Genomic DNA, 18,225 nt, shown 5'->3' on the forward strand with positions numbered 1-18,225 from the left:
ATGAGTGCTGGTGCAGCCATCAAAGCGGACAACGCCATGGGGGGTGAAGCACACCACGGCCACTGTCTGTGCGGCGCGGTCACGGTGGATGTGACCGGGCCGTTGGCTGCGATTTCGGCCTGTCATTGTGACCTCTGCACCCGGTGGAGCGGCTCTGTCCAGATGGGGATCGAAGTGCCACGCGCGCGGGTTTCCTACAAGGGGCCGATCCGGACCTATGCCTCATCCTCCTTTGCCGAGCGGGCGTGGTGCGAGACCTGCGGCACGGCGGTTTGGTTCGCAGATACGGAAGGCGAGAACGCGGAGCTGCTGGAACTGGCTCCGGGGCTCTTCGACGGGTTTGGCGGGGCAAAGCTGGCGCGCGTGGTCTATGCCGACCGCGCCCCAAGCAACTTTGCCTTGGCCGGGGAACTGGAGCGGGTGAGCAAAGCCGATTACGGGGCCCGCGCCCTGCATGTGGAGGACAAGCGATGAGCCTTTTGAGCGGTCATTGCCTTTGCGGGGCGGTCACGGTCAGCTTTGAGCCGTTGAAAGACGCGCTTGGTGCCTGCCACTGCGAGATGTGCCGCCGTTGGACCGGCAGTGCGTTCCTTGAGATTGACGCGAAACCGGGCAGCCTGACCTATGACGGCCCGGTGAAATCCTATGCCTCTTCGGACTGGGCTGAGCGGGCATGGTGCGACAGTTGCGGCAGCACGCTTTGGTATCACCTCACGCTGCCGGGGCATGACTATTACTCACTCTCTGCCGGATTGGTGGAGAATGCGGGCGGCCTGCCGCTCAAGACCGAGATTTACATAGATGTGAAGCCCGACGGCTATGCCTTTGCCGGGGACCACGAGATCAAAACCAAGGCCGAAGTCGAAGCAGGATTTGCGGCGTTTGTGGAAGGAACCAAGCCATGACCAAATATGATGACGCCTGGGTGGCCCGCGAAGAAGCCAAACGCGCGATGATGGCCGATAAGGGCATGTATAGTTTCGAGGAAGAGCATTCTTCCTGCGGCGTGGGCCTTGTGGTCAACATCAACGGTGAGAAGACCCGCGAGGTCGTGCTGAACGGGATCAACGCGCTCAAGGCGATCTGGCACCGCGGCGCGGTTGACGCAGATGGGATGACCGGCGATGGCGCGGGCATCCACGTGCAGATCCCTGTGCCCTTCTTTTATGAGCAGGTCCGCCGCACCGGCCACACCCCGCGCGAGGACGAGTTGATCGCCGTGGGCCAAGTCTTCCTGCCGCGCACCAACTTTGCCGCGCAAGAAACCTGCCGGACCATCGTGGAGACCGAAGTGCTCCGCATGGGCTATTACATCTACGGCTGGCGGCATGTGCCGGTGGACATCTCCGTGTTGGGCGAAAAGGCCAATGCGACCCGGCCCGAGATTGAGCAGATCCTGATTTCCAACGCCAAAGGTGTCGACGAAGAGACCTTTGAGCGTGAGCTTTATGTCATCCGCCGCCGCATCGAGAAAGCCGCCATCGCCGCGCAGGTGCCGCAGATGTACATCGCCTCGATGTCCTGCCGCAGCATCATCTACAAGGGCATGATGCTGGCCGAACAGGTGGCCGAATTCTATCCCGACCTGAAAGACGACAAGTTCATCAGCGCCTTCGCGATCTATCACCAGCGTTACTCCACCAACACCTTCCCGCAGTGGTGGCTGGCGCAGCCCTTCCGCATGTTGGCCCATAACGGTGAGATCAACACCCTCAAGGGCAACATGAACTGGATGAAGAGCCATGAGATCCGTATGGCCTCTGCCACCTTTGGTGACATGGCCGAGGACATCAAACCGATCGTGGCCTCGGGGTCCAGCGACTCTGCCGCACTGGATTCCGTGTTCGAGGTGCTGGTCCGCGCGGGCCGCTCCGCGCCGATGGCTAAGACGATGCTGGTGCCGGAATCGTGGTCGAAACAGGCGGTGGAACTGCCTCAAGCATGGCGCGACATGTATTCCTACTGCAACTCCGTGATGGAGCCGTGGGACGGCCCCGCCGCATTGGCGATGACCGATGGCCGCTGGGTTTGCGCCGGGCTTGACCGGAACGGCCTGCGCCCGATGCGCTATGTGGAAACCTCCGACGGCATGTTGATCGCCGGGTCCGAGGCCGGGATGGTGCCACTGGACGAGGCGCGGGTCGTGCGCAAAGGCGCGCTTGGCCCCGGGCAGATCATCGCGGTCGATATGGAAGAGGGCAAACTCTTCAACGATACCGAGATCAAGAACAAGCTCGCGTCGAACCAGCCCTTCGGCGAATGGGTCGGCAAGATCACCGAGATGGATGATGTCCTTGGCCGCGTCACCGAAAAGCCGCTGTTTGACGGGGCCGAACTGCGCCGCCGTCAGGTGGCTGCGGGCTATACCATCGAAGAGTTGGAACAGATCCTCGCGCCCATGGCCGAGGACGGGAAAGAGACGCTGGCCTCAATGGGCGATGACACGCCCTCGGCGGTCTTGAGCGGCCAGTACCGCCCGCTGAGCCACTTCTTCCGTCAAAACTTTAGCCAGGTTACCAACCCGCCGATCGATTCCTTGCGCGAATTCCGGGTGATGAGCCTCAAGACGCGCTTCGGCAACCTCAAGAACGTGCTCGACGAAGACAGCTCCCAGACCGAGATCCTCGTGCTCGACAGTCCCTTCGTCGGCAATGCGCAATTCGAAGAACTGATGGCGCAGTTCAAGGTGCATACCGTCTCCATCGACTGCACATTTGAGGCGGGCAACGGCAATCTCAGCGCCGGGCTGGCGCGGATTCGGGCCGAGGCGGAAGACGCCGTGCGCTCTGGCGCGGGCCATCTGGTGCTGACCGATCAGCACAGCGGGGCCGACCGGGTCGCGATGCCGATGATCCTTGCGACCAGCGCGGTGCACAGTCACCTCGTGCGCAAGGGTCTGCGGACCTTTACCTCGCTCAACGTGCGCTCGGCGGAATGTGTCGATCCGCATTACTTTGCGGTGTTGGTCGGCTGCGGCGCGACCGTGGTGAACGCCTATCTGGCCGAAGATTCCTTGGCCGACCGGATCGAGCGCGGGCTCTTGGACATGACTCTGACGCAGGCGGTGCAGAAATACCGTGAGGCGATTGACCAAGGTTTGCTCAAGATCATGGCGAAGATGGGGATTTCCGTGATCTCGTCTTATCGCGGCGGCCTGAACTTCGAGGCCGTGGGCCTTTCGCGCGCCATGTGCGCCGAGTATTTCCCCGGCATGACCAGCCGCATCTCCGGCATCGGTGTCGTCGGCATTCAGCGCAAGGCCGAAGAGGTCCACGCCAAGGGCTGGCAGGGCGACGGGGTCGTGATGCCGATTGGCGGTTTCTACAAGCAGCGCAAGACGGGCGAAAAACACGCTTGGGAGGCGAGCAGCATGCATATGCTGCAAATGGCCTGCAACAAGGCGTCCTATCAGATGTGGCAGCAGTATTCGAAAAAGATGCAGAGCAACCCGCCGATCCATCTGCGTGACCTGCTCGACATCAAGCCCAAGGGCACGCCGGTGCCATTGGAGGAGGTGGAGAGCATCACCTCGATCCGCAAGCGTTTCGTAACGCCGGGCATGTCGCTGGGCGCGCTTTCCCCAGAGGCGCATAAGACGCTGAACGTGGCGATGAACCGTATTGGCGCGAAATCTGACAGCGGCGAGGGCGGCGAAGATCCGGCGCATTTCGTGCCAGAAAGCAACGGCGACAATCCGTCGGCCAAGATCAAACAGGTCGCCTCGGGCCGCTTTGGCGTGACGGCGGAGTATCTGAACCAATGCGAAGAGTTGGAGATCAAGGTCGCACAGGGTGCCAAGCCCGGTGAGGGTGGGCAGCTTCCCGGCATGAAGGTCACCGATCTGATCGCGCGGCTGCGGCATTCGACCAAGGGCGTGACGCTGATCTCGCCCCCGCCGCACCACGATATCTACTCGATCGAAGACCTTGCGCAGCTGATCTATGACCTCAAGCAGATCAACCCGCGCTGCAAGGTGACGGTCAAGCTGGTGGCGTCGAGCGGTGTCGGCACGATTGCTGCGGGCGTGGCCAAGGCCAAGGCCGACATCATCCTGATCTCGGGCCATAACGGTGGCACCGGGGCCTCGCCTGCGACCTCGATCAAATATGCGGGTCTGCCGTGGGAGATGGGCCTCACCGAGGCGCATCAGGTTCTGTCGATGAACAACCTGCGCGACCGGGTGACATTGCGCACCGATGGTGGCCTGCGCACCGGACGCGACATCGTCATGGCTGCGATGATGGGGGCCGAGGAATATGGCATCGGCACCGCCGCGCTGATCGCTATGGGCTGCATCATGGTCCGCCAGTGCCAGTCGAATACTTGCCCCGTGGGTGTTTGCACACAGGACGAAGCTCTGCGTGGCAAGTTCACCGGCAATGCGGACAAAGTGGTGAACCTCATCACCTTCTATGCCACCGAAGTGCGCGAGATTCTGGCCAGCATCGGGGCGCGCAGCCTTGATGAAGTCATCGGCCGCGCGGACCTGTTGACGCAGGTCAGCCGAGGTTCGGCGCATTTGGATGATCTGGACCTCAACCCGCTGTTGATCACCGTCGATGGCGCACATGAGAACGTCTATGACCGCGACAAACCGCGTCAGGTGGTGCTTGATACGCTTGATGCGCAGATCGTCCGGGATGCCGCGCGTTTCCTTGAGGATGGTGAGAAGATGCAGCTGTCCTACGCCGTGCAGAACACGCACCGGACGGTCGGCACGCGGGTTTCGAGCCATATCGTGAAACGCTTCGGTATGCGCAATTCCCTGCAGCCGGACCACTTGACGGTGAAGCTGACCGGGAGTGCCGGACAATCGCTCGGCGCCTTCGCGGCACCGGGGCTGAAGCTCGAAGTCTCGGGCGATGCCAACGACTATGTCGGCAAGGGTCTGTCGGGCGGTACGATTGTGGTGCGGCCTTCGATGGCGAGCCCAGTGGTGGCGTCGGAGAATACGATCATCGGCAACACGGTGCTTTATGGTGCGACGGCGGGCTATCTCTTTGCCGCGGGCCGGGCGGGCGAGCGTTTTGCGGTGCGCAACTCGGGCGCGCATGTGGTGATCGAAGGCTGCGGCAGTAACGGTTGTGAATATATGACTGGCGGTGTGGCGGTGATCTTGGGCGAGATCGGCGCGAACTTCGCCGCCGGGATGACCGGGGGGATGGCCTATCTCTATGACCCCGACGGGCTGGCGCCGAAGCTGATGAATGCCGAAACAATCGTGACCTGCCCGGTCAGCGTCGAGCATTGGTTGGACCAGTTGCACGGGCTGCTGGAGCGTCATGTCGCCGAGACCAACAGCCGCAAGGCCGCCGATATTCTTCAGCATTGGGAGACTGAGAAGCACAACTTCCTGCAGGTCTGCCCGAAGGAGATGTTGGTGCATCTGCCCGCGCCGCTGTCGGTGGAAGAGACGGCAGTTCCAGCGGAGTAACCTTTGCCCCGCGCGGCTCCGGTCGCGCGGGCGGGCCATCGCCTTCGGCTTGATTCGGGGCAAGGGTGGTTTTGAAAAACCTCTGCGCTATCTCTGCCTCTCCACAGGAGGCGGATCATGCGAAGAATTCTAGCGGTATTGGCGATAGTCACAGGCCTCAGCGCCTGCACCGACACCGCACCGCGTGGCGGGGGCGATATCCTCGTGCTGGGCGATTCCATCATGGCGTGGAATGGAGGCCGCTCCATCCCCGATGTCATTGCCAACCAAACGGGCCGCAGCGTCACCAGCCGTGCCGTGCCCGGCGCGCAGCTCGACAATGGCTCGACCATCGCCTCTGCCGTTGGCTTTGACATCCAGCAGCAGTTCCCCGGCGGGCGCTGGAACTGGGTGGTGGTGAATGGCGGTGCCAACGATTTGAGCGCCGATTGCGGCTGCGGGGCCTGCGGGGCCTCGGTGAATGCGCTGATCGCACCGGACGGTCAAAGCGGCAGCATCCCCGCCTTCTTGCAACGCCTCCGTGCCCAGACCGGGGCGCAGGTCATGTGGATGGGCTATTACGCAGGCTCCGGCTCAGGCTCCTTTGCCGGATGCCGCGATGATCTGGTCGAAATCGAATCCCGCATCGCCACTTTCGCCGCAGGCCGCCCGAGGATCCATTTCGTCGATTCCGAAGACGTGATCGACCGGGGGGACCGCGGTCTATTCGCCGGGGACAACGTGCATCCCTCCGCCCGTGGCTCTGCCCGGATCGGTGCCTACCTCGCTCAAGAAATCACCGCGCGCGACAACCGTTCACAAAAACCCGCAGACGGCCTATAGCTGATCCATGGCGACACGGAAAAAGACCGCCCCCAAGGGCAAGAAATCGAGCAAGACAAGCCCCCCGTTGAAGAAACGCGCGGGCCGCTGGGTGGTGCGTGCCTTGGCGCTGGCCTTTGTCTTGGCTGTGCTGCTGGTGTTGCTGTTCCGCTTCGTCAACCCGCCCACTGGGGTCTACATGCTTTCGGAATCGCGCCGTCTGGGTGGGGTGCAGCGCGACTGGGTGCCGCTTGAGCAGATCGCCCCCGTGATGGCCCGCGCGGCTGTCGCGGCAGAGGATGCGAATTTCTGCAACCACTGGGGCTTTGACATGCAGGCGATCCGCACCGCGATTGAAAATGGCTCTGCCCGCGGGGCGTCCACGATCAGCCAGCAGACGGTCAAGAACGTCTATCTTTGGCATGGGCGCTCGTGGCTGCGCAAAGCACTTGAGGCCGGGATGACTCCGCTGGTCGAAACCCTTTGGCCCAAGCGCCGGATCATCGAGGTCTATTTGAATGTGGCCGAGTTCGACGAAGGTGTCTTTGGCGTTGGTGCTGCGGCCCCGCATTACTTTGGCGTCGCGGCAGCAGACCTGAGCCCGACGCAGGCCGCCCGGCTTGCCGCGATCCTGCCCGACCCGAAAGAGCGTTCCGCCTCCCGGCCCGGTGACTTTACCCGCAAGCGCACGGCCCAGATCATGGACGGGGCGGCGACCATCCGCGCGGACGGTCGTGCCGCTTGTTTCGAGAGTTGAAAATCCTCCCGCCAGCAGGCATGGAAGAGTGCAATCCCTTTAACCACACGGACTTTATATGACGGCTCGCTTGTTTCACGTTCCCTTGTCCCCCTTCTGTCGCAAGGTGCGGCTTAGCCTTGGGGAGAAGAAGATCGAGGTGGAACTGGTCGAGGAGCGCTATTGGGAGCAAGACCCCGATTTCCTGCGCCGCAATCCGGCGGGCAAGGTGCCTGTGCTGCGGCTTGACGGGATCATGATGGCGGAAAGCGCCGCGATCTGTGAGTATATCGAAGAGACCCGCCCAGAGGCGTCATTGCTGCCCAGCGACCCGGTGCAGCGCTTGGAAGTGCGCCGTCTGGTCAGCTGGTTCGACGACAAATTCCACGACGAGGTGACCTCGAAACTGCTGTACGAGCGGGTCAACAAGAAGGTCACCAAACAGGGCTACCCGGACAGCAAGAACGTGAAGGCCGGGGCCAAGGCGATCAAATATCACCTCGACTATATGGCTTGGCTGCTGGATCACCGCCGCTGGCTGGCGGGTGACGTGATGACGCTGGCAGATTTCGCCGCCGCCGCGCATCTGTCGTCGCTCGACTATATCTCGGACGTGGATTGGAACCGCTCTGACGTGGTTAAGGACTGGTACGCCAAGATCAAATCGCGTCCCGCCTTTCGGTCGATCCTCGCCGACCAGTTGCCGGGCTTCCCGCCGCCGGTGCATTACAACAACCTCGACTTCTGATGCCCGCCGCCCCCCGCGCCGACCCCGGGCCGGAGGCCCTCAAGGCGCGGGTGGTGGCTCGGGCGCTTGAGGAAGGCTTTGTCGCCTGCCGTATTTGCCGCCCCGAAGACGTGCCCGAAATGCCCGAAAGGCTCGCCCGCTTTGTCGAGGCGGGGTTTCACGGGCAGATGGGCTGGATGGAAGAGCGGATGCATTGGCGCGGCAATCCCGCAGCACTCTGGCCCGAGGCGCGGTCGGTCATCATGCTGGCCGAAAGCTACACCCCCGACCATGACCCCCGCGCGGTGTTGGAGCATCCCGACAAGGGGGCGATCTCAGTCTATGCGCAGGGGCGTGACTACCACGATATCGTCAAGAAACGGCTGAAACGGCTGGCGCGTTGGCTGATGGAGGAGGCCCGCGCGGCTGACCCTGAGGTGAAGGTTTTCGTCGATACCGCCCCGGTGCCGGAAAAGGCGCTGGCGCAGGCGGCGGGGCTCGGTTGGCAGGGCAAGCATACCAACCTGCTGAGCCGGCAGTTCGGCAATTGGGCCTTTTTAGGGTCTGTTTTTACCACGCTTGATCTGGCCCCTGATGCGCGAGAGGTGGATCACTGCGGGTCATGCCGCGCCTGCCTTGAGGCTTGCCCGACAGATGCCTTCCCCGCGCCCTATCAACTCGACGCGCGGCGTTGCATTTCCTATCTGACGATCGAACACAAAGGGCCGGTCGATCTGGACCTACGTGAGAAGATGGGCAACCGGATCTATGGCTGCGACGATTGCCTTGCCGCTTGCCCGTGGAACAAATTCGCCGTGGCGGCCAGTGATATGCGCTATCACGGCCCCGCTGTGCAGCCGGCGGATTTGGCAGAGTTGGCGGCGCTGGATGATACCGCGTTCCGCGCGCGCTATTCCGGCTCTCCGATCAAACGGATCGGGCGGGATCGCTTTGTGCGCAACGTGCTCTATGCCATCGGCAATTCCGGGCTGGCGCGGCTGCGCCCGGTGGCGCAATCTCTGACCGAAGATGCTGACCCCACCGTGGCCGATGCCGCGCGTTGGGCGGCAGAGCTGTTGGCATAGGAGGCACGCCCATGGCGGTGTTATTGGGTGTGGACACGGGCGGCACCTATACCGACGCGGTGCTGATCCGCGATGAGTCAGAGGTGATCGCTTCGGCCAAGGCGCTGACGACCCGCGCCGATCTGGCTGTTGGCGTGGGCAATGCGGTCAGCGCGGTGCTGACGCAGTCCGGCGTGGCGGCGGATCAGATCGCCATGGCTTCGCTCTCCACCACGCTGGCGACCAACGCGCTGGTCGAAGGGCAGGGCGGGCGCGTGGCGCTGATCTATGTCGGATTTCGCGCTCCTGATCTTGAAGCGCATGGGCTGTCAGAGGCGCTGCGGGGTGACCCTTGCCTGCTGCTGACTGGTGGGCACGACCATGCGGGGGCCGAGGTTGCGCCGCTGGACGAGCCAGCCCTAATCGCCTTTTTAGAGACGCATAGGGCCGATGTAAGCGGCTTTGCCGTGGCCAGCCAATTCGCCACGCGCAATCCGGCCCATGAGCAGCGGGTCGCGGAACTGGTGGCAGAGGTCTCGGGGCGTCCGGTGTCGGCGTCTCACAGTCTTTCAGCCAAGCTGAACGGGCCGAAGCGGGCGCTGACGGCTTTGCTGAACGCGCGGCTGATTGGCATGATCGATCGGCTGATTGGCCGGGCCGAGGATCAGTTGCGCAGCTTGGGCATCAGCGGCCCGATGATGGTGGTGCGCGGCGACGGTGCCTTGATGTCGAGCGCGCAGGCCCGCGAGCGCCCGATCGAGACGATCCTTAGCGGCCCTGCTGCGTCGCTCGTGGGCGCGCGCTGGTTGACCGGGGCAGAGACGGCGCTGGTGTCGGATATCGGCGGGACGACGACCGATGTAGCGCTGTTGCGCGACGGTCGCCCGGCGATTGATCCGGCGGGTGCGCAGGTTGGTCCCTATCGAACCATGGTCGAGGCGGTGGCGATGCGGACCCATGGCTTGGGCGGTGACAGCGAAGTGCATTTCACGTCCCAAGGTCTGACCGCGGGCGTGACCCTAGGGCCGAAGCGGCTGCTGCCGGTCTCTCTCCTTGCGGTGGAGGCGGGCGAGGTGGTGCATAGAGCCTTGGACGCCCAACTGCGGCGGAGTGTCGTGGGGGAGCATGATGGCCGCTTTGTGCGGGCCGTGCCGGGTCAGGAGGTCGAGGGTCTGGTCCCGCGCGACTTGGCACTGTTGGAGCGGATCGGCACCGATGTCTGGCCCCTGGGTGACGTGCTGCGGAACCGGGTCGAACAGGGCGCTTTGGCCCGGCTGGTGGCGCGAGGGCTGGTGCAGGTGGCGGGGGTTACGCCCAGCGATGCAAGCCATGTGGCCGGGCATCTTTCGGCATGGGACCGCGCGGCTGCCCACAAGGCGTTGGCGCTGTTCGGGCGCAAGCGCGGCGGCTCGGGGCTGCGGTTCTGCCCCGAGCCTGAGAGTCTGGCCAAAATCATCATCGACCAGCTGACCGATCAGACTGCTTTGGCCCTGTTAGAGACTGCTTTTGCCGAAGAATCCCCCGCCTTTGATCTGCCGCCCGAGACCTTGGCACGGCATGTTTTGATGCAGCGTGGCCTGTCGGGGCATCGCGGCGTGCTGCGGATTGATGCGGGTCTGAACTTGCCTGTCGTGGGCTTGGGCGCTTCGGCGGCGACCTATTACCCGGCGGTAGGAAAGAGACTGGGCAGCGAGATGATCCTGCCCGACCACGCCCATGTCGCCAATGCCATCGGTGCGGTGGTGGGCCGGGTGATCATGCGTGAAAGCGGCACCGTCACCGTCCCGCACGAAGGGGTGTTTCGCGTTCATCTGGCCAATGGCCCACAGGATTTCCCGGATGCCGAACGCGCTTTGGCCGAAGCAGAGACTGCTTTGACCGAAACCGCCCGCGGGCGGGCCCAGTCAGCCGGGGCCGCACAGATCGAGTGCCACGTGACGCGCGATATTCGTATGGCGGAGATTGAGGGGCGGGAGGTGTTTGTCGAGGCCGCACTTACCGTCGAAGCCTCGGGGCGGCCGCGCGTGGCGGCGGGCTAACCCCCGGCGCGGTGCCGGGGGCAGCATCGTTACTCAGCCGCTGCGCGTTTGGGCAGCACCCAATCGGCGCGCGGGAAATGGCAGGTGTAGCCATTGGGCAGACGTTCCAGATAGTCCTGATGCTCTGGCTCTGCCTCCCAGAAATCGCCAACGGGTTCGATCTCGGTCACGACTTTGCCCGGCCACAGGCCAGAGGCTTCGACATCGGCGATGGTATCTTCGGCGACCGCTTTTTGTTCATCGTCGACATAGTAGATCGCGGAACGGTAGCTCATCCCGCGGTCATTGCCCTGACGGTTCGCCGTGGTGGGGTCATGGATTTGAAAAAAGAACTCCAGCAGCTCACGGTAGGAGGTCTTCTCGGGGTCGAAGTTGATCTCGATCCCTTCGGCATGGGTGCCGTGGTTGCGGTAGGTCGCATTGGGCACGTCGCCGCCGGTATAGCCGACGCGGGTCGAGACCACACCGGGGCGGCGGCGGATCAGATCTTGCATCCCCCAGAAACAGCCACCGGCCAATACTGCGCGTTCGGTTGTCATGTCACATTCTCCACTTGGTTGAGATACTCGCCATAGCCTTCGGCCTCCATGTCGTCACGGTGGACGAAGCGCAAAGAGGCGGAGTTGATGCAATAGCGCAGCCCGCCGCGATCCGGTGGGCCGTCGGGAAAGACGTGGCCAAGGTGGCTGTCGCCGTGTTTGCTGCGCACCTCGGTGCGGACCATGCCGAGCGAGGCGTCTTCCAACTCTTCGACATAGGCAGGCACGATCGGTTTGGTAAAGCTGGGCCAGCCACAGCCGCTTTCGTATTTGTCACCGCTGGCGAACAAAGGCTCGCCCGAAACGATGTCGACGTAGATGCCCGGCTCTTTGTTGTTCAGGTATTTGCCGGTGCCGGGGCGTTCGGTGCCGCTGCGCTGCGTGACGTGGAATTCTTCGGGGCTCAGCGCATCAATCGCGGCGTTGGTTTTCTCGTATTGGGGCATGGGGTCCTCCATTCATGGGCTTGGCCTATTAGATGGTGTGTGGCGGTGAAATTCAAAGGGTTTGCGGCTCACACTGGCGTTACGCCTTGCGTTGCCGCGAGACCTGCACGGCAAGGATGCCGCCTGCAATGATGGCGACGCCAAGGATGTCGCGCGGACCCAGCGTTTCGCCCAGCAGCAGGGCCGCGATGGCCACGCCAAAGAACGGGTTGAGAAAGTGGAAGGTGGCCGCCCGCGTGGCGCCAATGCGATTGACCAGCCAGAACCAGACCACGGTGGCGGCAAGGCCGGGGACAAGGCAGGTATAGGCGAAGGCGAGCGTCAGGCGCAGGCTGGGGTCGATGCGGGGTGTCTCAAACAGCAGGGTGGCGATGGAGAGGGCCACGCAGCCGACAAGCATTTGCAAGCCGACGACCATGAGGAAGTTGCCGCCCGAGGTCGCGCCGCGCACCAACAGGGTGGCTGCGGTGAGGGCCACCACGCCGATGGCGCAAAGGATGAGACCATAGAGGTCGACTTGCCCGCCGAGGCGCGCGCCCATGATGATGGCGACGCCAATGACACCGGCAAACAGTCCCGCAATGCCCAAAGGGCGCAGCTTCTCACCCAAAAACGCCCATGCGGCGAAGCCCACAAGAAGCGGCATGGTGGAGGCGATGATCGCGGCGAGGGACGCCTCGATGGTCTGCATGGCGATGAAGTTAAGCCCAAGGTAAACCGCGTTTTGTAGCACGCCAAAGATGATCGTCGCCCGCCACTGCGCGGGGGTGAGCCGCCAGCTTTGCCCCAGGGCCAGCGCGATGCCGACGCCGATCAGGCCAGAGATCAGGTAGCGTAGAGAGAGAGCCAGCAGGGGCGAGGCATCCATCACGATGATACGGGCAGAGGTGAAGGCCGAGGACCACATCACGGCAAAGGCCAGTCCCATGAGAATTGCGCGGATGTCCATGAAATGCCCCCTGTGCTGAACTTGCTAAGCAATGGCGGGTTTGAAGGGGGAGGGCAAGGTGGGTTTGGTGAGTTGAAGAATACCCAAGCTTTAGGAATTCGACACTGCCCGGAATCAAGCCGCAGGCGCCGGGCCATCGCCTGCCCGCCCGCCACGCCAGAGGCGTGCCGTGGTAGTTCGGGCGCACCGCTGGTGCGACCGGGTAGGCGATTTGGCGAGGCTGGACACGACATTGAAAGCGCACATTATGGCTGAACCATAAAGTGCATGGAGCGTCTGTTGGATCGCCGACCCGCGGGCAGGCGATGGCCCTGCGAAATGCAAACCTCAAACGGGAAAACGCGAGATCGCTAATCTGTGTACTGGCGCGCACCTTCCTCCTCCCAAACGAAAAAGGGCCGCCCGAAGGCGACCCTTTCGCAAACATTCAGCCCAGGGCTTACTCGTTCACGCTGTCCTTCAGCGCCTTCGCGATGGTCATCTTGACCACTTTGTCGGCGTCTTTCTTGAACTGCTCGCCAGTGGCGGGGTTGCGGACCATCCGCTCGGGGCGCTCACGGCAATAGATTTTGCCAACGCCCGGCAGGGTCACGGCACCGCCGGCGGACACTTCACGGGTGATCAGGTTGCAAACGGCGTCGAGCGCTGCGCCTGCGGATTTCTTGTCGGTGTCCATCTCTTCTGCCAGAGCAGCAACGAGCTGGGTCTTGGTCATCGGTTTTGCCATTTTATTCTCCTTAGACTGCCCGCTTTTTAGGGCCTCATGGCCGGAATGTAACGGTATGTTGTGGGATAACACAACGAATTGTGGCGCTCTAAACGTGAAAACATGCGATTTTCCGCTGTTTTAGCCCCTATAGGAACGCCGTTTCGTCGAAGGATCGAAGTTTCCGGCTGTGGATCCGCTCCAGCGGCATGCGGCGCAGCAGCTCCATGGCGCGAATGCCGATCATCAGATGGCGCGCGACTTGGGTCTTGTAGAAGTCCGAGGCCATGCCGGGTAGTTTCAATTCACCATGCAGCGGTTTGTCCGACACACACAGCAGCGTGCCATAGGGCACCCGGAAGCGATAGCCATTGGCCGCGATCGTGGCGCTTTCCATATCCAATGCCACGGCGCGGGATTGGCTCAGGCGCTGCACCGGGCCGCTCTGATCGCGCAGTTCCCAGTTGCGGTTGTCGATGGTGGCGACGGTGCCGGTGCGCATGATGCGTTTGAGCTCATAGCCCTCCAATTGCGTGACCTGCGCCACCGACTGCTCCAACGCGATCTGGATCTCGGCCAACGCCGGGATCGGCACCCAGACCGGCAGGTCGTCATCCAGAACGTGATCCTCGCGCAGGTAGCCATGCGCCAATACGAAGTCGCCCAGAGCCTGCGTATTGCGCAGCCCGGCACAGTGTCCAACCATCAGCCACGCATGGGGGCGCAGCACGGCGATATGGTCTGTTGCCGTTTTTGCGTTCGACGGGCCAACACCGATATTCACCAGCGTGATGCCCGAACCGTCGGCGCGTTTCAGGTGATAGGTCGGCATTTGCGGGGTCTTCAGCGTCTCTGCCAAAGGCGCATCGGGATCGGTGATCTCGGCATTGCCGGTCGAGACAAAGGCGGTATAGCCGCTCTCGGGGTCGCGCAGCATCTCGCGGGCGTATTGCTCAAACTCGGTCACATAGAACTGGTAGTTCGTAAACAGCACATGGGTCTGGAAATGCTCAGGGTCCGTGGCGGTGTAATGCGCCAGCCGGGCGAGGGAGTAATCGACGCGCTGCGCGGTAAAGGGCGCGAGCGGGCGCACGTCGTCCTCAGGCACGTAGGTCCCGTTGACGATATCATCATTGGTGGTCGACAGGTCCGGCACGTCAAAGACATCGCGCAGGGTGAAATCGGCGGCCCCTTCTTGGGGCACGTTCAGCGCATTATCACCCGTCATGGCGAAATGTACCGGAATCGGTGTGGTCGACGGGCCAACGATCACTGGCTGGTCGTGATTTTCAATCAGCAGGCCGATCTGCTGGATCAGATAGTTCCGAAAGAGATCAGGCCGGGTGATCGTCGCGGCGAAGGTGCCGGGAGAAGAGACATGGCCGAAGGACAGGCGCGTATCGACATGGGCATAAGACGAGGTGCGAAACCGCAGTTCGGGATAAAAGGCACGCACGCGGGCATCGGGGGCCGAAGTCTCCATCGCCTTGGCAAAGGCATCATGCAGGAAGGTCGTGGCCTGCTGATAAAGTTCGGTCAGGCGGTCCACGGCAGCTGTCGCATCGCGGAAGCTTTCCGGGTTCGGGGTGTCCGGGGTCAGGATCGTTGTCATGTTTGCGGCTCTAACAATGGGATGATTTCAAATTTCTGCACATCGACCAGCCCGAGGTCCGAGATCCGCAACTCAGGGATCACCACAAGGGCCAAAAGCGAATGCTGCATATAGGCGTTGTTCAGCTTGCAGCCACAGTCGATCATCGCCTGCACAAGGGCTTCGGCATCGGCGGCGACTTCAGCGGCGGGGCGGTCAGACATCAACCCGGCGATGGGCAGGGCGACAAGCGCCAGTTCCTCGCCCTCGCGGAAGATCGTGATGCCCCCGCCGACTTCGCGCAGCCGGTTGGCGGCCAGCGCCATCTGCTCGGTATCGGTGCCCACGACGATCATGTGGTGGCTGTCATGCGCCACGGTCGAGGCCATGGCCATGCGCCCCTCATAGCCGAATCCCGAGACGAAAGCGTTGGTCACCGTCCCGGTGGCGCGGTGGCGTTCGACCAGTGCGATCTGGCAGACCTCGCCAGTGCCCTGCACGCGGCCTTCGGTCACGGGCAGTTCAAACTTCAGCGCGCGTGCGGGCGCTTGGTTTTCGACCACGCCGATGACATTGGCGGTGACTGCGTTCGCGCCTTCGGGTGCGGCGATGTCGAAGTCATCGGCGCTCAGGTCTCGGGCCATGTTTACGGTCTGGCGAGCATTGTTAGGCCAGTCGAAATGCGGGCAATCGACAAGGCATTTGCCATCTTCCGCCACCACGTCGCCGCGTGCGATCACCGTCTCTACCGGGAAGCTCGCAAGGTCCGATGTCAGGATCACATCAGCTCGGCGGCCCGGCGTGAGCGAGCCGATCTCCCGCTCCAACCCGAAATGCGTCGCGGTGTTGATCGTCGCCATTTGCAAGGCAATCAACGGCTCGCAGCCGCAGTCGATGGCATGACGCACCACCCGGTTCATATGCCCTTCGTTGGTGATGGTGCCAGAGTGGCTGTCATCGGTGCACAGGATCATGTTGCGCGGATCGAGCCCTTTTTCGGTGATCGCGGTGATCTGCGTCTTCACGTCATACCACGCCGAGCCGAGCCGGATCATTGAGCGCATGCCCTGCCGCATCCGCGCCACGGCGTCGGCTTCGCAGGTGCCTTCGTGGTCATCCGCCGGACCGCCCGCCACATAGGCGGCAAAGGCGGGGCCGAGGTCGGGAGAAGCGTAATGCCCGCCCACGGTCTTGCCCGCCCGCTGGGTCGCTGCAATTTCGGCCAGCATCTGCGGGTCGGCGTTGCTGACACCGGGGAAGTTCATCATCTCGCCCAAGCCCACGATGCCGGGCCATGCCATTGCTTCGGTCACGTCTTCGGCGGTGATCTCAAAACCCGTGGTTTCCAGCCCCGGGGCCGAAGGCGCGCAGGAGGGCATTTGCGTGAAGATGTTAATCGGCTGCATCAGCGCTTCGTCATGCATCATGCGCACGCCGTTCAGCCCCAGCACATTGGCGATCTCATGCGGGTCGGTGAAGGCCGATGTCGTGCCATGCGGGATCACGGCGCGGGCGAACTCCGCCGGGGTGAGCATGGTCGATTCAATATGCATATGCCCGTCGCAAAGACCGGGGACCATATAGCGGCCATTGGCCTCAATAATGCGGGTATCATCGCCGCGGCAGTGGCTGGCATCCGGCCCGACAAAGGCGATGCGCCCGGCGGCGATGGCGATGTCGTGATCGGGCAGGCATTCGCGGGTGTGCACATTCACCCAAATGCCGCCGGTGATGATCGTATCGGCCGCGCGCCGCCCGGCGGCGACCTCGACCAATTGTGCGGCCACATCGGGCCAAGTGGGGAACGTTTTATCTGTCATGTCCAAAGGTGCCATAGGGCCGGGGGAGGTTCAAGCGGGCCCGCGATATGAAAGGGCGCGGGATGTTGCCAGAACGCGCCGCTTGCGGCTAACTGGGGCCCAAGGCATTTACGGAACCATCTGATGAATTTTCTCTTTGTGCACCAGAACATGCCCGGCCAATACCGGGAGTTGGTGCAATGGCTGGCGCAGGCGGGCGGGCATCGGATTTATTTTCTGACCCAGCGTCAGAACGCCCCAAATCTGCCCGGCGTCGAAACCCGGGTCTACCGCCCCCATCATCGGCCCGACGACAAAGCCTATGGGCTCTCGCGCGTTTGGGAAGAAGCCTCGGGCAATGGTTTCGGGGCCGTCAGCGCGGCCCGGCAGATCGAAACGCAAGAGGGCTTTCGCCCCGACATCATCATCGGCCACGTCGGTTGGGGGGAGTTAAGCTTTTTCAAAGAGCTTTGGCCCGATGTTCCGATCATCGGCTATTTCGAGTATTATTATAACATGACCGGTGGGATGGTCGGCTTTGATCCAGCCGAGAAAATCTCGACCCATGCGCCTTATCTTAACCATGCGCGCAATATCGTGCCGCTGGCCAATATCGAAACCGTCGATCTGGGCCACTGTCCGACCCATTGGCAACGCGACCGTTTCCCCGAAAGCTTTCACCGCAAGCTTTATGTCTGCCATGATGGCATCCGCACCGATCAGCTATTGCCCGACCCGGATGTCAGCCTGCGGTTGGGGCGTTTGGCAGAGCCCGTGACGCGCAAGGATGAGATCATTACCTATGTCGCGCGCAATCTGGAAAAGACGCGGGGCTTTCACACGATGATGCGCGCTCTGCCGCGTATCTTGGCCGAGCGGCCCGCTGCGCGGGTGGTGATCGTCGGCGGCAATGAGGTGTCCTACGGCAAGCAAAGCGACCATCCCGGCGGGTTGCGCGGAGAGATGGCGGCAGAACTGCAGGGCAAGGTCGATTGGGAGCGGGTGCATTTCGTCGGCAAAGTGCCATACCCCGATTTCAAGAAGCTTGTGCAGATCAGCCGCTGTCACATCTATCTGACGATGCCCTTTGTGCTGTCTTGGTCACTGCTCGAAGCCATGTCGATGCAAGCCACGATCGTGGCCTCTGATGTGGCCCCGGTGCGCGAGGCGGTGAGCCATGGCAAGACCGGGCTGCTGGTGGATTTCTTTGACCCCGATGCGCTGGCGGCGCAGGTGGTGGAGGTGCTTGCCAATCCGCAGGATCACGCCCATCTCGGCCCGGCGGCGCGGGCGCATGTGGTTGAGCATTGCGATTTCCTTACCCGCTGCCTGCCCGAACACCTCGCGCGGATCAACGCATTGGTGCCCGACAGCAAACGGATCAGCTAGCGAGG

At 62.6% G+C, this 18,225-nt stretch carries 15 protein-coding genes; 9 read left to right on the top strand and 6 right to left on the bottom strand.

Translation table 11 applies throughout. From position 1 onward, the window contains the following. The 8 genes from B5M07_RS01265 (at window position 1) to B5M07_RS01300 (ending at window position 10,801) form a co-directional block, all read left to right on the top strand. Window positions 1-474, top strand: coding sequence for a GFA family protein (locus B5M07_RS01265; protein WP_162931780.1), 474 nt, complete (start codon window positions 1-3; stop codon window positions 472-474). Continuing rightward, window positions 471-905, top strand: coding sequence for a GFA family protein (locus tag B5M07_RS01270; RefSeq protein WP_067942620.1), 435 nt, complete (start codon window positions 471-473; stop codon window positions 903-905). Before B5M07_RS01265 ends, B5M07_RS01270 begins: the two co-directional genes overlap by 4 nt. Next, the gene (gene gltB, locus B5M07_RS01275; RefSeq protein ID WP_120349904.1) at window positions 902-5,434 is read left to right on the top strand and encodes a glutamate synthase large subunit; all 4,533 of its coding nucleotides are present in this window, start codon (window positions 902-904) and stop codon (window positions 5,432-5,434) included. The genes B5M07_RS01270 and gltB overlap by 4 nt, the downstream gene beginning before the upstream one ends. Window positions 5,435-5,551: 117 nt before the next feature. Then, entirely contained in the window at window positions 5,552-6,256 is a 705-nt protein-coding gene (locus B5M07_RS01280; protein ID WP_120349905.1) for an SGNH/GDSL hydrolase family protein, read from the top strand. A gap of 7 nt (window positions 6,257-6,263) precedes the next feature. Beyond that, on the top strand, window positions 6,264-6,992 hold the full coding sequence (gene mtgA / locus B5M07_RS01285; protein WP_120349906.1) for a monofunctional biosynthetic peptidoglycan transglycosylase: 729 nt from the start codon (window positions 6,264-6,266) through the stop codon (window positions 6,990-6,992). 58 nt (window positions 6,993-7,050) lie between these two features. Further along, on the top strand, window positions 7,051-7,719 hold the full coding sequence (gene fzlA / locus B5M07_RS01290; RefSeq protein WP_067624607.1) for an FtsZ-binding protein FzlA: 669 nt from the start codon (window positions 7,051-7,053) through the stop codon (window positions 7,717-7,719). Continuing rightward, complete coding sequence (queG, locus tag B5M07_RS01295; RefSeq protein WP_120349907.1) at window positions 7,719-8,783, top strand: tRNA epoxyqueuosine(34) reductase QueG; 1,065 nt, start codon at window positions 7,719-7,721, stop codon at window positions 8,781-8,783. Before fzlA ends, queG begins: the two co-directional genes overlap by 1 nt. Window positions 8,784-8,794: 11 nt before the next feature. Beyond that, a complete protein-coding gene (locus tag B5M07_RS01300; RefSeq protein ID WP_120349908.1) occupies window positions 8,795-10,801 on the top strand; it encodes a hydantoinase/oxoprolinase N-terminal domain-containing protein in 2,007 nt (668 codons plus the stop codon). Between the two features lie 29 nt (window positions 10,802-10,830). On the opposite strand, the gene msrA is transcribed toward B5M07_RS01300, so the two are convergent. The 6 genes from msrA to ade form a co-directional block, all read right to left on the bottom strand. Beyond that, window positions 10,831-11,340: a peptide-methionine (S)-S-oxide reductase MsrA gene (gene msrA, locus B5M07_RS01305; RefSeq protein WP_120349909.1), complete on the bottom strand. Its 510-nt coding sequence runs from the start codon at window positions 11,338-11,340 to the stop codon at window positions 10,831-10,833. Further along, window positions 11,337-11,786 carry a peptide-methionine (R)-S-oxide reductase MsrB gene (gene msrB / locus B5M07_RS01310; RefSeq protein WP_067624619.1) on the bottom strand — a complete coding sequence of 150 codons (450 nt, stop codon included), beginning with the start codon at window positions 11,784-11,786 and terminating at the stop codon, window positions 11,337-11,339. The genes msrA and msrB overlap by 4 nt, the downstream gene beginning before the upstream one ends. A 79-nt stretch (window positions 11,787-11,865) precedes the next feature. Continuing rightward, window positions 11,866-12,735, bottom strand: coding sequence for a DMT family transporter (locus tag B5M07_RS01315; protein ID WP_120349910.1), 870 nt, complete (start codon window positions 12,733-12,735; stop codon window positions 11,866-11,868). Between the two features lie 439 nt (window positions 12,736-13,174). Then, window positions 13,175-13,462 carry an HU family DNA-binding protein gene (locus B5M07_RS01320; RefSeq protein WP_007118569.1) on the bottom strand — a complete coding sequence of 96 codons (288 nt, stop codon included), beginning with the start codon at window positions 13,460-13,462 and terminating at the stop codon, window positions 13,175-13,177. A 127-nt stretch (window positions 13,463-13,589) separates the two neighbouring features. Further along, complete coding sequence (locus B5M07_RS01325; protein WP_120349911.1) at window positions 13,590-15,053, bottom strand: AMP nucleosidase; 1,464 nt, start codon at window positions 15,051-15,053, stop codon at window positions 13,590-13,592. Then, entirely contained in the window at window positions 15,050-16,852 is a 1,803-nt protein-coding gene (gene ade, locus B5M07_RS01330) for an adenine deaminase (protein WP_120352114.1), read from the bottom strand. The genes B5M07_RS01325 and ade overlap by 4 nt, the downstream gene beginning before the upstream one ends. Before the next feature lie 123 nt (window positions 16,853-16,975). Here ade and B5M07_RS01335 point away from each other — a divergent pair, with 123 nt between their 5' ends. After that, window positions 16,976-18,220 carry a glycosyltransferase family 4 protein gene (locus tag B5M07_RS01335; protein ID WP_120349912.1) on the top strand — a complete coding sequence of 415 codons (1,245 nt, stop codon included), beginning with the start codon at window positions 16,976-16,978 and terminating at the stop codon, window positions 18,218-18,220. Window positions 18,221-18,225: the final 5 nt, after the last annotated feature.

This window comes from Sulfitobacter sp. D7 (genome assembly GCF_003611275.1).
Classification (GTDB): domain Bacteria; phylum Pseudomonadota; class Alphaproteobacteria; order Rhodobacterales; family Rhodobacteraceae; genus Sulfitobacter; species Sulfitobacter profundi.

Coding starts and splice junctions, on each gene's coding strand:
- B5M07_RS01265 (WP_162931780.1), top strand. CDS start 1: ATGAGTGCTGGTGCAGCCATCAAAGCGGACAACGCCATGGGGGGTGAA.
- B5M07_RS01270 (WP_067942620.1), top strand. CDS start 471: ATGAGCCTTTTGAGCGGTCATTGCCTTTGCGGGGCGGTCACGGTCAGC.
- gltB (WP_120349904.1), top strand. CDS start 902: ATGACCAAATATGATGACGCCTGGGTGGCCCGCGAAGAAGCCAAACGC.
- B5M07_RS01280 (WP_120349905.1), top strand. CDS start 5,552: ATGCGAAGAATTCTAGCGGTATTGGCGATAGTCACAGGCCTCAGCGCC.
- mtgA (WP_120349906.1), top strand. CDS start 6,264: ATGGCGACACGGAAAAAGACCGCCCCCAAGGGCAAGAAATCGAGCAAG.
- fzlA (WP_067624607.1), top strand. CDS start 7,051: ATGACGGCTCGCTTGTTTCACGTTCCCTTGTCCCCCTTCTGTCGCAAG.
- queG (WP_120349907.1), top strand. CDS start 7,719: ATGCCCGCCGCCCCCCGCGCCGACCCCGGGCCGGAGGCCCTCAAGGCG.
- B5M07_RS01300 (WP_120349908.1), top strand. CDS start 8,795: ATGGCGGTGTTATTGGGTGTGGACACGGGCGGCACCTATACCGACGCG.
- msrA (WP_120349909.1), bottom strand. CDS start 11,340: ATGACAACCGAACGCGCAGTATTGGCCGGTGGCTGTTTCTGGGGGATG.
- msrB (WP_067624619.1), bottom strand. CDS start 11,786: ATGCCCCAATACGAGAAAACCAACGCCGCGATTGATGCGCTGAGCCCC.
- B5M07_RS01315 (WP_120349910.1), bottom strand. CDS start 12,735: ATGGACATCCGCGCAATTCTCATGGGACTGGCCTTTGCCGTGATGTGG.
- B5M07_RS01320 (WP_007118569.1), bottom strand. CDS start 13,462: ATGGCAAAACCGATGACCAAGACCCAGCTCGTTGCTGCTCTGGCAGAA.
- B5M07_RS01325 (WP_120349911.1), bottom strand. CDS start 15,053: ATGACAACGATCCTGACCCCGGACACCCCGAACCCGGAAAGCTTCCGC.
- ade (WP_120352114.1), bottom strand. CDS start 16,852: ATGACAGATAAAACGTTCCCCACTTGGCCCGATGTGGCCGCACAATTG.
- B5M07_RS01335 (WP_120349912.1), top strand. CDS start 16,976: ATGAATTTTCTCTTTGTGCACCAGAACATGCCCGGCCAATACCGGGAG.